The organism is Lysobacter sp. P5_B9 (genome assembly GCF_054049835.1).
This window is the reverse complement of sequence record NZ_JBFULP010000004.1, coordinates 21,243-38,619: the sequence shown is the minus strand read 5'-3', so window position 1 is coordinate 38,619 and position 17,377 is coordinate 21,243. Positions and strand designations below refer to the sequence as shown.

The window sequence follows — 17,377 nt, the reverse complement described above, 5'->3', positions numbered from 1 at the left end:
GGATCGGGCCATTCATTGATGACCAGGGGAGTGGTGCATGAAGTCATGGGGCAAGTGGTTTTTCATTTTCGGTGCCGGTTCGTTCGTGTTGAACCTGTTCGATCTCGAGTTCGTGCTCTTGAGCTGGATCGACAACTGGGGCCCGGGCGTGGGTATCGGCATCCGCGTGGGCCTGATGGTGGTCGGCGCCGCGATGTGGCTGGTGGGCCGCAAGCAGGACGCGGCGCAACCCGCGACCTGAGTTCTTCCCGCAATACCGGACAACGGCCCGCACGCGGGCCGTTGTCTTTTGTGGCGACAATGCAACGACAACCGCAAGGGGAGCGACGATGAAAGAAGCAGCGGGCGAACGCTGGATGGCGCGGACGGCGCTGCGTTGCGCGGCCTTCGCCGAGCGCTGGTTCCCCGATGCCTGGGTATTCGCCGTGCTCGGCGTGCTGATAGTCGCGGCCGCGGCCATCGCCTGCGGCGCGACGCCGCAAGCCACCGCGCAAGGCTTCGGCAAGGGCTACTGGAGCCTGATTCCCTTCACCATGCAGATGGTGTTCGTGGTGATCGGTGGCTATGTCGTAGCCACCGCTCCCGTGGCCGCGCGCCTGATCGAACGACTGGCGCGCTGGCCGCGCAGCGGGCGCGGCGCGGTCGCCTTCGTCGCCGCGGTGAGCATGCTGAGCTCGCTGCTGAGCTGGGGCTTCTCGATGGTGTTCGCCGGGTTGCTGGCGCGCGCGCTGGCGCGGCGCGAGGACCTGCGCATGGACTACCGCGCGGCCGGCGCCGCGGCCTATCTCGGCCTGGGCGCCGTCTGGGCGCTGGGACTGAGTTCCTCCGCCGCGCAGCTGCAGGCGAACCCGGCGAGCATGCCGCCGGGCCTGCTCGAGATCACCGGCGTATTGCCGTTCGCACAGACGATCTTCCTGTGGCAGTCGCTCGCACTCACCGCGGTACTGATCGCCGTGTCGGTGCTGGTCGCCTACTGGACCGCGCCTGGCGAGGCGTCGGCGCGCGGCGCGCCGGAAACGATGGCGTGGGATGGCGCGACGGCCGCGGCCTCCGCGGTGGCGAAGCGCCCCGGCGAATGGCTGGAGCACAGTCCGCTGCTGACCATCGCGCTGTCGCTGCTCGCCTTCGGCTGGCTTGCCTCGGAATTCACCGGTAAACCACTTGCGCGCGCGATCGCCGACCTCAACACCTACAACCTGTTGTTCCTGTCGCTCGGCCTGCTGCTGCACTGGCGGCCGCGCAGCTTCCTCGACGCAGTGGCGAAGGCCGTGCCCAGCACCACCGGCGTACTGCTGCAGTTCCCGCTCTACGGCGGCATCGCGCTGCTGTTGACCGACGTCGCCGGCGCCAACGGCGCCACCCTGGCGCAGCGCCTGTCGGCGTTGTTCGTGCAGGTCGCCTCGCGCGACAGCTTCGCGCTGGTGATGGGCGCGTATTCGGCGGTGCTGGGCTTCTTCGTGCCGTCGGGCGGTGGCAAGTGGATCATCGAGGCGCCGTACGTGATGCAGGCCGCCAACGAACTGCAGATGCACCTGGGCTGGGCGGTGCAGGTCTACAACGCCGCGGAGGCATTGCCGAACCTGGTCAATCCGTTCTGGATGCTGCCGTTGCTCGGCGTGCTCGGACTGAAGGCGCGCGACATCGTCGGTTTCACCTTCGTGCAGCTGCTGGTGCATGTGCCCCTGGTGCTGGGGTTGCTGTGGCTGCTGGGGATGACGCTGGAGTATGTGCCGCCGGTGATGCCGTAAAGCGGCGGGCTATTCGTTGCCCAAGCTGCCCGCGCGGCCTCACCGCTGAGGACGCGGAACCCTACTTGCGGGCGGGCGGCGCGACCCAGCCGGCAGCGATGATGCCGACCTCGTACAGGATGCACATCGGGATCGCGAGCATCAGCTGGGAGACCACGTCTGGCGGCGTGATGATCGCGGCGACGACGAAGACGCCGACGACGGCGTAGCCGCGCGATTCCTTGAGCTGCCGCGGCGTGACCCAGCCGAGCAGCGCCAGGATCACCAGCGCCACCGGCACCTCGAAGCTCGCGCCGAAGGCGAGGAAGATCACCAGTACGAAATCCAGGTAGGCCTGGATGTCGGTCATCATCGCCACGCCCTCGGGCGTGACGCGGGTGAGGAAGGCGAACACGGCCGGCAACACCAGGAAATACGCAAACGCGCAGCCCGCGTAGAACAGCGATACCGCCGACACCAGCAGCGGCACCGCCAGCTTTTTCTCGCGTTGGTACAGGCCCGGCGCGACGAAGGCCCAGGCCTGGTACAGCAGCCACGGCACCGACACGAACAGCGCGGCGAAAAACGCCAGCTTCACCGGCGCGAAGAAAGGCGACACGACGCCGGTGGCGATCAGCTGTCCGCCGGCCGGAAGTTTTGCCAATAGCGGTTTCGCCAGCCAGGCATAGAGCCTGTTGGCGAACGGCAGCAATGCGACGAACACGATGACCAGGCCCAGCACCGCGCGCAGCAGGCGCGCGCGCAGTTCGATCAGGTGATCGATCAGGCGGCTTTCGCCCTGCGGGGGAGCGGCGTCAGCGTCGTTCATCGTGTCCGGGCCCGGCCGCGTCGGCGTCGGTGCCGGCGGCGGTGTCGCGTCCGGGGAGCGTCGGCGTGGTGGGTTCCGGTGCGCCAACGGCATGCGGCGATGCCTCGGCACTGTCGCCGGCATCGGCGGTCGTGCCGGAGCGCAGGGCGTTGTGGACCTCGGCCTGCGCATCTTCGATCTGGCGCTGCAGCGCCATGCCGCCCTGCGCCAGTGAAGCCCGCGCTTCCATCAGGTCGGCCTGGGCTTGCTTCAGGCTGCGCTTGAGTTCCTCGTCGGCGAGTTCGTTCTCGAGCTCGGCCTTGACCGAATACCACTGCGCGCGCGCGCGCCGCACCCACAGGCCGGCAAAACGCGCGGCCTTGGGCAGGCGTTCGGGGCCCAGCACGAGCAGGGCCACGACCGCGATCAGGAGGATCTCGCCGAATCCGACATCGAACATGCGTCAACCCGCCCTTGCGGCGGGCCCGTGCGCGTCAGCGCGGGGTGTGCTCGTCGTCGCGCTGCGACGTGGTGGAACCGTTGTCGCGACGCTCGTCGGGCAGCTGCCCCGACGGCTTCTTGTCGTCGTCGTCCTGCAGGCCCTTCTTGAAGCCCTTCACGGCTTCACCGAGGTCCTTGCCGACGTTGCCCAGGCGCTTGGTGCCGAACACCAGCACCACGATCACCAGCACGATCAGCCAGTGCCAAATGCTCAAACCGCCCATGATATTGCCCTGCGAAGTGGAAGCTAAGGATACCGCAGCGACGGGGGCGGCCGCGGCATCCCGTGATCGCCGGTCCTGGCTCAGCGACGGCCGGACGGGGTGGTGCGCGCGGGTTCAGGCGGCAGCGGTTCGCTGCGGACGCCAGCGTCGGCGGGAACGTCCTCGAACGGAGCGGGCCGGGTCTCGGCGGCGGCCGGGGCCATGGCCTGGGTCTGCGCCACCGGCGCAGGCGAAGCCGCTCCGCGCGAGGCCGCGCTCGCATGTCCACCGCGGCGATCGCGGGCCAGCGCGCTGGCTTCCTCCAGCGCGTCGCGGAAGTCGATCACCTTGTCGTCCGGCTGCTGGGGCGTACGGCCCTCGAAGACCATCCGCGGCGTGGTGCCCTGGCCGTAGGCGAGCTGGTTGGAGGCGTCGTCGATCGACAGCACCGCGCCATCGAGCGCGATGCCCGCGAACAGCCCGCGCGCGCGCGACCACGACCAGATTTCCGCCTTCAGCTGGCCGTCGGTGAGGGTGGCGGCGTTGCGGCCGACCGGCCCCGCGGCCGCCCCGGCATCCACGCCGAGGGTGACCTTGCCGTTGACGATGGAGTCCAGGCCGCGCTCACCGCGGAACACCAGCACGATGTCGGAGGACTGCACGCCGGCCTGCAGGCCGATGCTGCCGCCGGTGAGCTTGACGAAGCTGGGATTGGACCAGCTGCCGTCGGGATTCTTGATCGAGACCACGCCGTGGCCGCGGCGGCCGCCGAACAAGAGGCCGACCTTGAGTGCGTCCGGCACCACGACAATCGCCCTGGCTTCGTCGAACAGCTTGTCCGGGATCGCGGATTCCGGGATGCGCTGCACTTCGCTGAGGACACGCACCGCGTCGAGGGAGCGCTGGTCCTGCTCGGGGGCGGCGGCGGCCGTGCCGGCGACGGCGAGCGAGAGGGCGAGCGACAGCGACAGCAGGGATGACTTCGACAAAGCGTGGCTCGACATGACAGCTCCGGAGGCAGGGGTTCCGGCAGCGTAAGTGCGCGGAAATGAATGGTCACGAACCGCGCCGCACTGAAACAGGGAAACGCGATGGCGCGCGCGCTTCGGATGACGCCCCTCCACGCGACTGTCATCCTATGCAGATGACCGCGCCCACCCCCACGGCAGGCGAGACCGCAGCCGCCATCGACCGTGCCACCGCGATGGTGCTGGTGAACCTCGGCACGCCCGATGCGCCCACGCCCGGCGCCGTGCGCCGCTACCTGCGCGAATTCCTGTCCGACCGCCGCGTGGTCGACCTGCCGCGCTGGCTCTGGTGGCCGCTGCTGAACCTCGTCATCCTGCCGCTGCGCGCGACGCGCGTGGCACACAAATACGCCAGCGTGTGGCTGCGCGACGGCTCGCCGCTGGCGGTGTACACGCGCCAACTGGCCCAGGCGGTGCAGCGCGAATGCCCGCAATGGCGCGTGCTGCATGCGATGCGCTATGGCACGCCGTCGTTCGCGCATGTACTGGAGCAGCTGCGCGCGGACGGCGTGCGCCGCGTGCTGGTGCTGCCGCTGTATCCGCAGTATTCGACGACGACCACCGCGTCCGTGCGCGACGTGGTCGAAACCGCACGTTTCGCGATCCGCGACAGCGGCTTCGTCGAGGCCGGCAAGGAGGCCGCCGACGCCGATGCCGGCGTCGCCTCGATGGCCCACTTCATCGGCGACTACCACCTCGATCCGGGCTGGATCGCCGCGCTCAGTGAATCGATCCGTGCCCACCGCGCCCGCCATGGCAACGCCGCGCACCTGGTGTTTTCCTTCCACGGGTTGCCGCAGCGCCTGGCCGACAACGGCGATCCGTATCCGCGCCAGTGCGAGGCCGGCGCGCGCGCGATCGCGGCCGCGCTGGGCTTGCGCGAGGAGTCGTGGACGTTGAGCTACCAGTCGCGTTTCGGGCGCGAAAAATGGCTGGAGCCGGCCACCGCCGCTACGCTCGACGCGTTGGCCGGACGCGGCATCCGCAGCGTCGACGTGGTCGCGCCGGGCTTCGCGGTCGACTGCCTGGAGACACTGGAGGAAGTCGCGCAGATGCTGAAGCAGGACTTCCAGGCGCGCGGAGGCGAGCTGCGCTACATCCCCTGCCTCAACGACAGCGACGCGCACGCACGCGTGCTCGCCGTGATCGCGCGCGATGCGCTGGCCGCAACGGCGGCGCAGCCCGCATGAGCGCGATGCGTGCATTCGCGCTCGAAACCGCCTTCGGTACGCTGGCCGGGCTGCGCGCGGGCCGCGCAGGTGCGCCGCGCGTGCTTGCCCTGCATGGCTGGCTCGACAACGCGGCCAGTTTCGTGCCGCTGTCCGCGCACCTGCCCGATATCGACCTGGTGGCGATCGACATGCCGGGCCACGGCGCGAGCGCGCACCTGCCGGCTGCGGCGGATTACCTGCTGATCGCATTCCTGCGCGCGGCGTTTGCCGCCGCCGATGCGCTGGGCTGGGAGCGTTTTTCGCTGCTCGGCCATTCGCTCGGCGGCGTGATCGCCAGCCTGATGGCGTCCGCGCAACCACGCCGGATCGAGCGCCTGCTGACCATCGAAGCCCTGGGCGCGCTGACCGAAGCCGAGGAACGCACCACGCAGCGCCTGCGTGATGCGCTCACCGCCTACACCGCACTGCCGGGCAAGCAGCTGCGCGTGTTCCCCGATGTCGCCACCGCGATCAAGGCGCGCCTGCGCGCCGGTACCGGCGATCTCGGCGAGGCGGCAGCGACGCTGCTGGTCGAACGCGGCCTGCGGGCGGTCGACGGCGGTTTCGTCTGGCGCAGCGACCCGCGCCTGACCATGCCGACCGCCGTGCGCATGAGCGAGGCGCAGAGCCGCGACCTGCTCGCCCATATCGAGTGTCCGACGCGGGTGATCTACGCCGAACCCGCGCAGACCTACTTTCCTGAGGCGCTGCGACGCGAACGCGCCGGATTGCTGTGCCATGGCGAGCTGATCGTCATGCCGGGAAGCCACCACCTGCACATGGACGATGCGCCCGGCGTGGCCGCGGCGATCGGTGATTTCTTCCACGCGTCCTGAGTGCCGGCGCGCCTCGGCACGCGCTTACTGGCGTTCGGTGGCGAGCTGGTAGCCCAGCTGCACGCCCTTGTCCTTGTCGTCGGCGATGGTCAGCGTCGCGTGGCGTTTGCCCTTCTCGTACATGACCACCTTGCCCTGCGTGCCCTGCATCATGGTCATGGCCGATTTCCAGCCCTGCGCCTGCATCTGCTTGTCGGCCTCCGCGGCGATCGCCGTGGCTTCGCCGGGGGTGAGCACGTGCAGGATCACCGCGTCCGGCATTTCCATCGCGGCGACCACCGAGTAGTCGCGCGGCAGGTAGACATCCTTCGGGAAGGTGGCCGGCAACTCCGCGCCGGCGCCGGAGTTGATCTTCATCTCGCCCTGCGCGGTCTGGATGCGGACCTCGCCCTTGTCGGCATCGGTATCCGTCTTCTGGCCGGTGCGCGCCTCGATGGCGGCTTCGGCCGCGCGTTCACCGGCGGACTTGCCGCAGGCCACCAGGCATAGGGAGGCGAGGATCAGTGGAAGAAGCGGTCGCATGGTCGGGCCCGGGTTTGCCGCAGGTTGCGGCCACGGCAAGGACAACGCCGACAGTGCCCTCAGGCGGCCAGCAGCGCGCGCATCGCGGCCTTGGCGCGGCGGCCTTCGTTCTTGAAGTAGTCGCGCTCGTCCCGCCATGTCGGGAAGCGTTGTTCGACCTCGCGCCAGAACGCGCGCGAATGGTCGGCGCGGATCAGATGGCACAGCTCGTGGACCAGGACGTATTCGAATGCACTCGGGCGGGCGAGCACCAGGGCGAGATCGAGCGCGACCGCGCCGTTGGGGGCCAGCGAACCCCATTGCGAGCTCATCACCTTCAGGGTGATGCGCGCGGGCGGGCGTGGCAGCGTCGGCAGCAGGGGCGGCAACCAGCGACCGATGTCCGCGCGCGCTTCGGCTTCATAGAAATCACGTAACGTCCGGCGCAGCGAGGCGATGCGCAGGTTGGCGGGCACCGTGGCCTGCAACCCGTCGTCGGTCATGGTCAGGCGCAAGGCGCGGCCTTCGTGCCAGGTCACCGGCAGGTCGCCGCCGCGCAACGGGATCGACGCCGTGGCATGCGGCTGCAGCGCCGGCGCGGCGTTGCCGTTGTGCGCCAGCTGCGCCATCAGCCAGTCGCCGTGTTCGAGCACGAAACGCTCGCCGGCAACCTCGCTCGCGCGCAGTGGCAGGGTCAGGCGCGCTCCGCGTTCGCTCACGCTGAGCTTGATCCGGCGCGCGCGCGGATCGCGCACGCGCAGCACGGCGACGGTCTCGCCGTTGTCCAGGATGATGTTGAGGGTTTCGCGCGCCGTCCCGCGCGCCTGCGCGCCGGGTTTGCCTGCGAGCAGGCGGAGGGGATTCATGCGGTGACGCTCGTCATGGGCCAAAGCATATCGCGATGCAGGCGCGGCGCAGCCGCGCATTCATGTGCGCGGCCTTGCGAAAAAGTGACGCGATGCACGGCGCGGTCGCGATGCATGGCGGTCGCGTGAGGCGTGCACCGGGCGGGCTCGCGCCCGCACCGGTTGCGCCCGTGGTGGTTGTTACGCCTCGGCCTTCGACAGCTTCAGCGCCTTCTCGAGCACGGCGAACAGGCGCTTCGCCTCGCCGCTCATCAACGCGAAACGTGCGTCAAGTTCGGCGCGCAGGTCGTCGCGATCCGTGGATTCGAGCTGGTCGACGGCGCCGTCGAGCAGCTTGAACTTGCGCACGACCAGGTCTTCGCCGAGCACGAACGACACGTGGTCGTCGAGCGTGAGCGCCAGGCGCGTGACCTGCTTGCCGGCTTCCAGGTGCTTGCCGATCTCGTCGCCCTGCAGCTCCTGGCGCTGGCACTTCACCACCGCGCCCTGGTCGACCGGATCGCGCAGTTCGCACTCGTCGCCGAGCGACAGGCCATCAGGCAGCGGTTCGCCCGCGATCCAGCCGGTCAGCACGCTGCGCGGTGCGACTTCCGCGTTCAGCGGCAAGGCGGGGAAGCTGCCGAGCGCGCGGCGGATCTCGCTGACCACGTTCTCACCGCTCTTGCGGCTGGAGGTGTCGACCACGACCACGCCGTGCTCGAGGTCGAGCAGCGCATCGGTGCGGCTGGGCTTCACGAACGCACGCGGCAGCAGGTCGGTGATCAGTTCGTCCTTGATCCGCTTGCGCGTGCGTCCGCCGGGTTTGCGACCTTCCTTCTGTTCGATCTCCTCGAGCTTCTTCGCGAGCATGTCGTTGACCACGGCGCCCGGCAGCAGGCGGTCCTCACCGCCGACGGTCAGCCAGATCGCATCGCGCTGGCGCGCGGCGAGCACGTCGCTGTCGCGTCCGAACGGGGAGATGAAGCCGCGACTGGACAGTTCCAGCGGGCCGACCGGCTTGAGCTGGCATTCATCGAGGCCGCGGTCGAGGTCATCGAGTTTGGCGGTGGTGGGGAAGCGGAACAGCGTCAGGTTGCGGAAGAACATTCGGTCTCTCTGGTTGTCGTCCGCTGCAGCCGGGCGGCAACGGGCGGCAACGGGCGGCAGTACAAGGTTCCGTGGGCGGTTGCCCCCGGAATGGCGATGGATCGGGGAATCAGGCGTCGGCGGCCAGCCACGCATGCGCATCCGGCACCTCGCCGCCGCGCGCACCGAGCGCGAGGAAGTCGAACAGCCGGGGATCGCTCAGCTGCGCGGGCCGGACGTCACCGAGCGCGCGCGCGATCGTCTCGATGCGGCCAGGCGTGTCTTTTTCCCAAGCGTCCATCATCCGCTTCACCTGCTTGCGCTGCAGGTTTTCCTGCGAGCCGCACAGGTTGCACGGAATGATCGGGAACTGCTTCGCCATGGCGTAGGCGGCGATGTCGTCCTCGCGCACGTAGGCGAGTGGTCGGATCACCACGTGCTTGCCGTCGTCCGACAACAGTTTCGGCGGCATGCCGCCGAGCTTGGCGTGGAAGAACAGGTTGAGGAAGAAGGTGGCGACGAGGTCGTCGCGGTGGTGGCCCAGCGCGATCTTGGTGAAGCCCTGCTCCTCGGCATGCGCATACAGCGCGCCGCGGCGCAGGCGCGAGCACAGCGAGCACAGGGTCTTGCCTTCCGGCACCACGCGCTTCACCACCGAGTAGGTGTCCTGCTCGAGGATCTTGTAGGCGACGCCGAGCGATTCGAGGTACGCCGGCAGGACGTGCGCGGGGAAGTCCGGTTGTTTCTGGTCGAGGTTGACCGCGACCAGCTCGAACTTCACCGGCGCCTTCTGCTGCAGTTGCAGCAGGATGTCGAGCATCGCGTAGCTGTCCTTGCCGCCCGACAGGCACACCATCACCTTGTCGCCGTCCTCGATCATGCCGAAGTCGGCGATCGCGCGGCCGACCTGGTGGCGCAGGCGCTTGGCGAGCTTGTTGGCCTCGTGCGTGCCGCGTTTATCGGCACGGGCATGGGCGCGTGGCAGCGGTTCGGCGAGGGGCAGGGGGATGTTCACGGCGGACAGCGGGGCACAGCGACGGCGGACGGCCATTCTACCGTCCGCCCGGCGGCCCCGCCGGAATGTGCCGCATGATCCGTCATGACGCCGCAGCGGGGCGGGGTTAAGCTCGCAACATGGTCGAAGCCGAAGATCCCGTTGCCATCGCGCGCCAGCTCGCCGAATTGCGGACCGAGCATCGCGACCTCGATCTCGCGATCGAACGCCTGTCCGGCGATGCGGCCGCCGACGAATTGACGGTCAAGCGCCTGAAGAAACGCAAGCTGTGGCTGAAGGACTGCATCGCGCGGCTCGAAAGCGCGCTGATCCCCGACGAACCGGCCTGAGCCCTGTAGGGCGCGGCGGTGCGCGTGGCACCGCTCCATGCCTTCACCATGGCGGGCGGCGCCTGCCGCAACGCTCGGGATGAACGACGGCGCTGGATGACGGCGGCGCGCTGGTACGCCCCCGCCGCGTCGCGGCTCAGGCCGCGTCGCTTGCCGGCTTGGCGGTCTCCGGGCTGATCTTCTCGATCGTGTGGCGCAGTTCGCGGCCCAGGATCACCTTGGCATCCTTCGCCCACGCCGCCAGGCGCTGGTCGAAGGTGAGCTTGCCGTTCTCGTTCGGCCACACCAGCTTCAATTCGCGCAGCTTCAGGATGAAGCCGCGGAACAGCGACTTGTCGAAGAACTCCGGCGCCGCTGGCGCGTACAGCAACGACAGGCGCTGCGCGGCGAGGTGGCACATGCTTTCAAGTTCGCCCGAGGACAACGTGCCCGCACCGTTCTTGGCCAGCACCGAAATCGCGATGTAGTAGCGCTCGAACGCCTGCTGCAGCGAGTGGCCGATCGCGCGCAGGCGGAACACCTCGTCGGTCTGGCCGGCGTTGCGCGCGAGGATGCCACCGTCCTCCTCGCTGACGCGTTCGAGCAGGCCTTCGCGCACGAACAGGTCGACGGTACGCGCCAGGCGCTCGCCGAATTCGTCCTCGCTCCACGGCAGGAACAGCTCAGCCTGCAGGAACGGATACACGTTGCGGCCCAGCTCCAGCACCCGCGCCAGGCTCATGCGCCGGTTGTGCTGGAAGCAGCACGCGATCCATGCCGCCGCGGTGTACAGGTGCAGCACGTTGTTGCGGAAATAGCTGAGCAGCACCGCCTTTTCGTCGTCGACGCCGAGCACGTCGCCGAGCGGATGCCTGGTCCGCTCGAGCACGTTGATCTCCTCGCCGTGGGCGATGATCTGTTCGGGCGTGTGCGGCGTGACGGTGACGCGGTCGGAATACGGCAGGTCCGCGAGCAGCTTCTGCGATAGCGCGATCTGCGCGCGCAGGTCGCCCTCGCCCATCGCGTGCTTGGGCGTGGACAGCAGCGCCAACGCCAGCAGGTTGATCGGGTTCACGTCAGCGGCGCGGTTGATGTTGATGTTGATGCGCTCGGCCAGCGTGTCGACGGTCTCCGCCAGCCACTTGGGTTTCTCGTCCTCGGGCACCGGCTTGCCGTCCCATTCGGGCGCGTGTTCGGCGAGCACGTCGCCCAGCCTGATGGGCTCGCCGAAGTTCACCACCACCTGGCCGTAGTTGCTGCGCAGCACCTTGGGGATGCCCCACAGCAGCGCCCAGATCGATTCCTTTTCCTTCGGCTTGCCGGTGAGTTCGTCGAGGTAGCTGTTGCCTTCCATCAGCTTCTCGTAGCCGATGTACACGGGCTGGAACAGCACCGGGCGCGTCGGCTGGCGCAGGAAGCCGCGCACCGTCATCGAAATCATCCCGCCCTTGGGCTGAAGCAGTCGGCCCGTGCGCGAACGGCCACCTTCGGTGAAGTATTCGATCGAATAACCACCGGCGACGAGTTGCGCCACGTATTCGCTCAGCACCGCCGAGTACAGCGCGCTGCCGCGGATGCTGCGGCGGATGAAGAAGGCGCCGCCCTTGCGCAGAAGGGTGCCTATCACCGGCAGGTTGAGGTTGATGCCGGCGACGATGTGCGGCGGCACGATGCCCTTGGTGTAGAGCAGGTAGCTCAGCAGCAGGTAATCCATGTGGCTGCGGTGGCTGGGCACGTACACCACTTCGTGGCCCGGCGCGGCCTGCTTGAGCTTTTCCAGGTGGTGCACCAGCACGCCGCGGTAGATGCGGTTCCACACCGTGGTCAGCAGGAAGCTGACCGAACGCACCACCGGGTGCGAATAGTCGGCGGCGATCTCGTAGGCGTAGCCGTGCGCCTTCTTCCAGGCGTCGGTCAGCGAGCTCTTGTCGCGCGCGGCCTGGTCGGCGATGGCTTCCTTCACCGAGTCGGCGGCCAGCACCTGGTCGATCAGCAGGCGCCGCGTGGACAGGTCGGGGCCGATGACTGCGGCGCGCAGGCGGTGGAAGTGGGTGCGCAGCACCCGCGACAGCTTGCGCACCGTGCGCTCGGCCGGGAGGCCTTCGTCGATCACGCCCCGTAACGACACCGGCGGCGCGAACTGCACCAGCGTGTCGCGGCCGTTGAGGGCGAGCGCGAGCAGGCGGCGGAAGCGGCCGACCAGGGTCCAGTTCTCCGAGAACAACACCGAGAACCAGCCGCTGCTCTTGTCCGGCGCGCGGCCGACGAAGATCGACACGGGCACGAGCTGCACGTCGAGTTCCGGATGCGCGCGATGGGCTTCGAGCAGGCGCGCCAGCGAACCGGAATGGGTCTTGGCCGACGGCGGCGATGCCGCCGGGGCGCCGGTGATCGTGCCGGTGATGCTGTCCGCGAGAGGCGCCAGCGTGCTGACGTTGCGGCGCGACAGCGCGAGGTAGGCGCGCTTGCGACCGAGCGGGTCGCCGGGCAGCGGCTGCAGCGGGGTCGGCAGGCCGGCTTCGCGGCAGGCGCGCTCGAGGATCAGCGCGTTGGACAGGCCGTAGTCCTCCAGCACGTAGCAGACCGGGCGGCCGTCCAGCGCGGCCACGTGCTCGAGCGGATTGGCGGGTTCGACCTTGAGTTCGACCCACGGCTCCAGGAGCGAGCCGAGCAGCTTCGCCCACAGAGGGCGACGCGGCGCCGAATGCGAGCGCGGGTCGGCGGCAAAGGCGGTCGCGCCGGTGGTCGGGGCGGCCGGGATTGGAAGCTCGGGCTGGGCGGGGGCCGCGTCCGGCGCAACCGGAGTCGCGGCCTCGGTCGCCGGGGGCGTCACATCGGCCCCGGCAGGATCCGTGGTGGGATCCACCGCAACACCGGCGCCGGTCTCGGCACCTGGCGCGGGCGATTGCGCCTGCGCGCCGGCTTCAGGCTGGCCGTCGTTCGGCCGCTCCGGCGGCGGAGTCGGGGCGTCCGGGAAGAGGGAGGTCTGGTTTGGCATCGTCGGGATTATGCCCGCAGCGTCGTAAAACGGGACGCGAACGGGGACGTATCAGTGGTGCTACGGCGCGGCGGAGGTCGCGTTGGCAACGGTGGCTTCGGCCTCGGCGCGGCGCAGCAGGTCGCTGAGATACCAGCGGCCGTCGCGGCGCTCCATCAACGCCATGGCGTCGATGGGTTGGCCGGCCAGGGTGTATTGCAAGCGCACCCGTGCGGTGTCGCCGGTCTGTTCGGCGAGGCTGATGCGCATGCCCGCCAGCGTGGCGTCGAAGTCCAGCCCGTACGTGGCCAGCACGCGCTCCAGGCGCACGAAGAATGGTCCCAGCAGGCGCAGGCTGCGCTCCATCCCCGCCTTGCGCAGGCCATCGGGAGTGCCCAGGCCAGTGGCGCGCGCGGCGAGCGTGATCTGCGGGATGTTGCGTCGTGCCCGCGCGGCATCGCCCAGCGGTGCGCGCTGGCCCCAGCGTGCGAACGCGGCGACGAGCTGGCGGTAATGGTCGCGTTCGGTCTCGCTGTAGCTCGCTTCCTTGGTCACGTATTGGGTGGTGAACAGTCCCAGCGTGGTGGCCGCGGTGCGGATCTCGGCATTGGCGCCGGCGAACTGGCGGCGGTACGCGGCCAGCAGCTTTTCCTCCGAGCGCGGTTCGGCCAGGGCGATGAGAAAGCCCTGGGCCTTGTGATCCAGCGGCAGCTCGGTCAATGGCCACAAGGTGCGGCCCTCGCCCCAAGCGGCGGCGAGTCGACGATGCAGCGCCGGTGGCACCGCGTGTTCGGCATACGCCGCCAGATCGTCCCGGCGCAGATCGTCGACCAGTTGTTGCATGGCCTGGGCGGGCGCGGCCGAGGTCGACTGTGTCCGGCTGCCGCGGTCGCAGCCGCCGGCGAGGACGAGCAGCCCCAGCAGAAGGGCAGCGCGCACGCAGGCGGGTCGGATCGATGGCTTGGACATGGCTGCGGCGGCTTCCCCGTGACCCGGCAGTGTCGCGGGCGGGGTCGGGATGGACAAGCCGAACCGGTCGCGGTTCGAAAGCCCGGGGCGGGCGGCGGACAAAAAGAAAGGGAGGCCGTTGGGGCCTCCCGCAATCCGGCCGGGGCCGGAGGACTTGGTTGTGGCACGTTTCCGGCCGCAACCGGACGGGAGCAGGTTAGTGCAACCGCTATTCTTAGGCAATACTTTTTATTTATCTCGTAACTTGTTGATTTCATTTAAGCGAAGCTCGCTTGTCGCGAAAGACGCGTCTCAGGGGCGCGCGTCGTCCAGTGCGGCTTCCTTGGCGGCGCGGCGCGCGGCTTCGGGTTGTGCCCACTCGTTGTCGAACAGCGCAGGCTCCCAGCTGCCATACAGCGGGTTCGGCAGCGGCCACCAGCGTTCGCCGATCCAGGCCAGATAGGGCGCGATGGCCTCGCGGCGGCCGTCGCGGGTATTGGCCAGGATCTGCACGAAGTCGCCGACCTGGTCGCCGAACTGCATCAGCACGCGGTAGCGGCGGGCGACCAGCTGGCGCCGGCAGGCCTTTTCCGAACCGTTCTGCTCGCAATCGTCGACCACCGTGCCCAGTCCGAGGAACTGGCTGTCGTCCTTCACCGGAAAGCCGGCCTGGCGCAGGTTCGCGAGCGTGGCCTCGGCGAGGCTGGCGTCGCGGTTGCTGATGTAGAAGACGGTGACGCCCTTGCTGGCGGCGGTGTTGAGGAACTCCTTCGCGCCCGGCAGTGCCTTGGCGGCGCGCTGGTTCACCCACTCGCCCCACGCCGCTTCGTTGAAGCCGTGGCGCTCGCGGATCTGCCGCACGGTGTTGGGCGAGTTGTCGAGCACGGTCTCGTCGATGTCGACGATGATCGCGGCCGGCAGGCGCGAGACATCGTTGCTGCGCTCTTCCTTCGGCAGCGCATCCCAGTGCTTGTCGCGCAGGGCGGCATCGAGGCGCGCGCCGGCGGCGCGATAGATCGCGGTGTAGACGAGGTCGCGCTCGACCGACGTCTGGAACCACACCGTGGCGTTGAGATTGTCGTCGGCGGGCGGACCCGGCGCGGGGACCGGCGCAGGCGCGGCCGGTGCCGCCGCGTCGGCGCTGGCGACGCGCGTGCTGGCGCAGCCGCCGAGCAGGACGAAGGAGAGGAGTGTCGCGGCAGGAACGAGGAGACGCATGCAGGCGGCCGGTCAGAAGATCCGGCCGAGTTTAGCGGAGCCACGTGGCGGCACCGTGGCAGTGCAACGGCGCGCGGCGTCAACCTTCCAGCAGCGCCTTGATCGCGGCAAAGCCGGCGCTCGCGCGTTCCTGCTTGCGCACCGCATCGGCGACCGGGTCGGCGCCGTCGCGTTGCAGTTCGGCCGCCGGCAGTTCGTCGAGGAAGCGGCTTGGTTTCAGCCGCAGCTTGTCGCCCCAGCGAGAGGCCTCGCGCGAGTGCGACAGCCACAGTTGTTCCTTCGCGCGGGTGATGCCGACATAGAGCAGGCGTCGCTCCTCGTCGAGGCTGCCTTCTTCCAGCGCCATCTCGTGCGGCAGCGTGCCGTCCTCGCAACCGACGATGAAGACGTAGCGGAACTCCAGGCCCTTGGCGCCGTGCATCGACATCAGCCGCACCTGGTTGCCGGCATCTCCCTTGTCGGCGTGCGAGAGCAGCGCGAGTTGCGCGGCGAGTTCGCCCGGACCCGAGCCCTTGCCGCCGTCGAACCAGCCCGCCAGTTCCTCGAGGTTTTCCTTGCGCCGCTGGAAGCTGGCTTCGTCCTTGCACTGCGCGCGGATCGCCGCGAGCATCCCCGACTTCTCGCCGAGCACGCGCACCAGTTCCGCCGGGCTCAGGCGCTGCGCGTCGGCGCGCAGCGAACGCACGATGCCGATGAAACCGTCGAGCGCATTGGCCGCGCGCGGCGCGAGCTGCTTGAGCGCGCCGACCGATTCGGCCGCACGCGACATCGGCATGTGCGCGCCATGCGCGAGTTCGGCCAGCTTCGCCAGCGTGGTCGCGCCGACCTCGCGCTTGGGCGCCTGCACCGCGCGCAGGAACGCCGCGTCGTCATCGGGATTGGCGATCAGGCGCAGCCAGGCGAGGGTGTCCTTCACTTCCTGGCGTTCCAGGAACGCGGTGCCGCCGCTGAGGTGGTAGGGCACGCGCAGCAGCTGCATCGCCTTTTCCAGCGGCCGCGACTGGTGGTTGCCACGGAACAGGATGCAGAAATCGCTCCACGGCGCGGCGTTTTTCTGCGCGATGAAATGGATCTCGCTGGCCACCTTTTCCGCTTCGTGCCCGTTGTCGCGGCATTCCCACACGCGGATGCGCTCACCGTCGGGCTGGTCGCTCCACAACGTCTTGGGATGTTCGTGGAAGTTGTGCGCGATCAGGGCATTGGCCGCGCGCAGCACGCGGTTGCTGCAGCGGTAGTTCTGCTCGAGCTTGACGATCTCCAGCGCCGGGTAGTCCTTGCCCAGCTGCAGCAGGTTGTCCGGATTGGCGCCGCGCCAGGCGTAGATCGACTGGTCGTCGTCGCCCACGCAGGTGAACAGGCCCCTCGGCCCGGCCAGCGCCTTGAGCAGGCGGTACTGCGCGTCGTTGGTGTCCTGGCATTCGTCGACCAGCAGGTAGCCGATGCGTTCGCGCCAAGCCAGGCGCAGGTCCTCGTCGGCTTCGAGCAGTTGCACCGGCAAGCGGATCAGGTCGTCGAAGTCGACCGCGTTGAAGGTGGTCAGGCGCGCCTGGTACTTCTGGTAGAGGAGGGCCGCGTCCATCTCGCGCGGGCTCTGCGCGACCGCGAGCGCTTCCTCCGGCGACAGCCCGGCGTTCTTGGCGCGCGAGATCAGGTTGCGCGCGTTGTCGAGCACGTCGGGCTTGCTGCCCGGCGGCAGCAGGTCCTTGAGCTGCGCCCCGGTGTCGTCGCTGTCGAACACCGAGAAGCCGCGGCGGAGCCCGGCCTTGGCGTGCTCGATCTGCAAGAACTTCAGCCCCAGCGCGTGGAAGGTGCAGATGGTCAGGCCTTCGCCCGCGTCGCCCCTGATGCGCTTGGCGATGCGCTCCTTCATCTCGCGCGCCGACTTGTTGGTGAAGGTGATGGCCGCGATGCGGCGCGCGGGCATGCGCCCCGAGGCGATCAGGTGCGCGATCTTCTCGACGATGACGCGGGTCTTGCCGCTGCCGGCGCCGGCGAGCACAAGGAGGGGGCCGTCGCAGTGCGTGACTGCGGCGCGTTGGGGAGGGTTGAGACCGTGCATGGAGACTTCCGGGTAGGGCGTCAGTCTACCCGGCGTGGAACCGGCGCCGGCCGCGCGCTGCGGGTTATGCGAAGCGGGTCGAACAACGAAGCGGTCGACAACGAAG

General features: G+C 69.0%; 16 protein-coding genes and 1 pseudogene. 5 read left to right on the top strand and 12 right to left on the bottom strand.

Annotated features, from left to right (window positions below):
• Nucleotides 1-37: 37 nt before the first annotated feature.
• On the top strand, nucleotides 38-241 hold the full coding sequence (locus tag ACXJJ9_RS09640) for a hypothetical protein (RefSeq protein WP_457096975.1): 204 nt from the start codon (nucleotides 38-40) through the stop codon (nucleotides 239-241).
• Between the two features lie 115 nt (nucleotides 242-356).
• A complete protein-coding gene (locus ACXJJ9_RS09635; RefSeq protein ID WP_457097207.1) occupies nucleotides 357-1,748 on the top strand; it encodes a short-chain fatty acid transporter in 1,392 nt (463 codons plus the stop codon).
• Nucleotides 1,749-1,809: 61 nt separating this feature from the next.
• Here the strand turns inward: ACXJJ9_RS09635 and tatC are convergent, their stop codons facing one another.
• The 4 genes and pseudogenes from tatC to ACXJJ9_RS09615 form a co-directional block, all read right to left on the bottom strand.
• A complete protein-coding gene (gene tatC, locus ACXJJ9_RS09630; RefSeq protein WP_457096974.1) occupies nucleotides 1,810-2,556 on the bottom strand; it encodes a twin-arginine translocase subunit TatC in 747 nt (248 codons plus the stop codon).
• Between the two features lie 213 nt (nucleotides 2,557-2,769).
• Nucleotides 2,770-2,995: pseudogene (gene tatB / locus ACXJJ9_RS09625) on the bottom strand (Sec-independent protein translocase protein TatB); the annotation flags it as partial.
• A 34-nt stretch (nucleotides 2,996-3,029) separates the two neighbouring features.
• The gene (tatA, locus tag ACXJJ9_RS09620; protein ID WP_310054677.1) at nucleotides 3,030-3,260 is read right to left on the bottom strand and encodes a Sec-independent protein translocase subunit TatA; all 231 of its coding nucleotides are present in this window, start codon (nucleotides 3,258-3,260) and stop codon (nucleotides 3,030-3,032) included.
• Nucleotides 3,261-3,340: 80 nt separating this feature from the next.
• Nucleotides 3,341-4,228 (bottom strand): lipid-binding SYLF domain-containing protein, encoded by an 888-nt coding sequence (locus ACXJJ9_RS09615; protein WP_310056197.1) that lies wholly within the window; start codon nucleotides 4,226-4,228, stop codon nucleotides 3,341-3,343.
• 155 nt (nucleotides 4,229-4,383) lie between these two features.
• On the opposite strand from ACXJJ9_RS09615, the gene hemH reads away from it, so the two are divergent.
• Complete coding sequence (gene hemH / locus ACXJJ9_RS09610; RefSeq protein ID WP_457096973.1) at nucleotides 4,384-5,457, top strand: ferrochelatase; 1,074 nt, start codon at nucleotides 4,384-4,386, stop codon at nucleotides 5,455-5,457.
• Nucleotides 5,458-5,462: 5 nt separating this feature from the next.
• Nucleotides 5,463-6,314 carry an alpha/beta fold hydrolase gene (locus ACXJJ9_RS09605; RefSeq protein WP_457097206.1) on the top strand — a complete coding sequence of 284 codons (852 nt, stop codon included), beginning with the start codon at nucleotides 5,463-5,465 and terminating at the stop codon, nucleotides 6,312-6,314.
• Nucleotides 6,315-6,338: 24 nt separating this feature from the next.
• On the opposite strand, the gene ACXJJ9_RS09600 is transcribed toward ACXJJ9_RS09605, so the two are convergent.
• The 4 genes from ACXJJ9_RS09600 to ttcA form a co-directional block, all read right to left on the bottom strand.
• Nucleotides 6,339-6,836, bottom strand: a complete 498-nt coding sequence (locus tag ACXJJ9_RS09600; RefSeq protein ID WP_457096972.1) for a hypothetical protein — start codon at nucleotides 6,834-6,836, stop codon at nucleotides 6,339-6,341.
• Between the two features lie 59 nt (nucleotides 6,837-6,895).
• Nucleotides 6,896-7,681, bottom strand: coding sequence for a YgjP family zinc-dependent metalloprotease (locus ACXJJ9_RS09595; RefSeq protein WP_457096971.1), 786 nt, complete (start codon nucleotides 7,679-7,681; stop codon nucleotides 6,896-6,898).
• Between the two features lie 180 nt (nucleotides 7,682-7,861).
• Nucleotides 7,862-8,767 carry a recombination-associated protein RdgC gene (locus ACXJJ9_RS09590; protein ID WP_310054671.1) on the bottom strand — a complete coding sequence of 302 codons (906 nt, stop codon included), beginning with the start codon at nucleotides 8,765-8,767 and terminating at the stop codon, nucleotides 7,862-7,864.
• Between the two features lie 109 nt (nucleotides 8,768-8,876).
• Nucleotides 8,877-9,797, bottom strand: coding sequence for a tRNA 2-thiocytidine(32) synthetase TtcA (gene ttcA, locus ACXJJ9_RS09585; protein WP_457096970.1), 921 nt, complete (start codon nucleotides 9,795-9,797; stop codon nucleotides 8,877-8,879).
• 83 nt (nucleotides 9,798-9,880) lie between these two features.
• On the opposite strand from ttcA, the gene ACXJJ9_RS09580 reads away from it, so the two are divergent.
• Nucleotides 9,881-10,090: a YdcH family protein gene (locus ACXJJ9_RS09580; protein ID WP_310054667.1), complete on the top strand. Its 210-nt coding sequence runs from the start codon at nucleotides 9,881-9,883 to the stop codon at nucleotides 10,088-10,090.
• 136 nt (nucleotides 10,091-10,226) lie between these two features.
• Here the strand turns inward: ACXJJ9_RS09580 and plsB are convergent, their stop codons facing one another.
• The 4 genes from plsB to ACXJJ9_RS09560 all read right to left on the bottom strand — a co-directional run bounded on the left by plsB (nucleotide 10,227) and on the right by ACXJJ9_RS09560 (nucleotide 17,271).
• Nucleotides 10,227-13,067: a glycerol-3-phosphate 1-O-acyltransferase PlsB gene (gene plsB / locus ACXJJ9_RS09575; RefSeq protein ID WP_457096969.1), complete on the bottom strand. Its 2,841-nt coding sequence runs from the start codon at nucleotides 13,065-13,067 to the stop codon at nucleotides 10,227-10,229.
• A 60-nt stretch (nucleotides 13,068-13,127) separates the two neighbouring features.
• The gene (locus tag ACXJJ9_RS09570) at nucleotides 13,128-13,985 is read right to left on the bottom strand and encodes a hypothetical protein (protein WP_457096968.1); all 858 of its coding nucleotides are present in this window, start codon (nucleotides 13,983-13,985) and stop codon (nucleotides 13,128-13,130) included.
• A gap of 321 nt (nucleotides 13,986-14,306) precedes the next feature.
• Nucleotides 14,307-15,212 (bottom strand): 5'-nucleotidase, lipoprotein e(P4) family, encoded by a 906-nt coding sequence (locus ACXJJ9_RS09565; protein WP_457096967.1) that lies wholly within the window; start codon nucleotides 15,210-15,212, stop codon nucleotides 14,307-14,309.
• A gap of 79 nt (nucleotides 15,213-15,291) precedes the next feature.
• Nucleotides 15,292-17,271: a UvrD-helicase domain-containing protein gene (locus ACXJJ9_RS09560; RefSeq protein WP_457096966.1), complete on the bottom strand. Its 1,980-nt coding sequence runs from the start codon at nucleotides 17,269-17,271 to the stop codon at nucleotides 15,292-15,294.
• Between the last annotated feature and the right edge of the window lie 106 nt (nucleotides 17,272-17,377).

Bases quoted from the DNA above. Each gene is read 5' to 3' on its own strand.
- ACXJJ9_RS09640 (WP_457096975.1), top strand. From the start codon at position 38: ATGAAGTCATGGGGCAAGTGGTTTTTCATTTTCGGTGCCGGTTCGTTC.
- ACXJJ9_RS09635 (WP_457097207.1), top strand. From the start codon at position 357: ATGGCGCGGACGGCGCTGCGTTGCGCGGCCTTCGCCGAGCGCTGGTTC.
- tatC (WP_457096974.1), bottom strand. From the start codon at position 2,556: ATGAACGACGCTGACGCCGCTCCCCCGCAGGGCGAAAGCCGCCTGATC.
- tatA (WP_310054677.1), bottom strand. From the start codon at position 3,260: ATGGGCGGTTTGAGCATTTGGCACTGGCTGATCGTGCTGGTGATCGTG.
- hemH (WP_457096973.1), top strand. From the start codon at position 4,384: ATGACCGCGCCCACCCCCACGGCAGGCGAGACCGCAGCCGCCATCGAC.
- ACXJJ9_RS09605 (WP_457097206.1), top strand. From the start codon at position 5,463: ATGCGTGCATTCGCGCTCGAAACCGCCTTCGGTACGCTGGCCGGGCTG.
- ACXJJ9_RS09600 (WP_457096972.1), bottom strand. From the start codon at position 6,836: ATGCGACCGCTTCTTCCACTGATCCTCGCCTCCCTATGCCTGGTGGCC.
- ACXJJ9_RS09595 (WP_457096971.1), bottom strand. From the start codon at position 7,681: ATGAATCCCCTCCGCCTGCTCGCAGGCAAACCCGGCGCGCAGGCGCGC.
- ACXJJ9_RS09590 (WP_310054671.1), bottom strand. From the start codon at position 8,767: ATGTTCTTCCGCAACCTGACGCTGTTCCGCTTCCCCACCACCGCCAAA.
- ttcA (WP_457096970.1), bottom strand. From the start codon at position 9,797: ATGGCCGTCCGCCGTCGCTGTGCCCCGCTGTCCGCCGTGAACATCCCC.
- ACXJJ9_RS09580 (WP_310054667.1), top strand. From the start codon at position 9,881: ATGGTCGAAGCCGAAGATCCCGTTGCCATCGCGCGCCAGCTCGCCGAA.
- plsB (WP_457096969.1), bottom strand. From the start codon at position 13,067: ATGCCAAACCAGACCTCCCTCTTCCCGGACGCCCCGACTCCGCCGCCG.
- ACXJJ9_RS09565 (WP_457096967.1), bottom strand. From the start codon at position 15,212: ATGCGTCTCCTCGTTCCTGCCGCGACACTCCTCTCCTTCGTCCTGCTC.
- ACXJJ9_RS09560 (WP_457096966.1), bottom strand. From the start codon at position 17,271: ATGCACGGTCTCAACCCTCCCCAACGCGCCGCAGTCACGCACTGCGAC.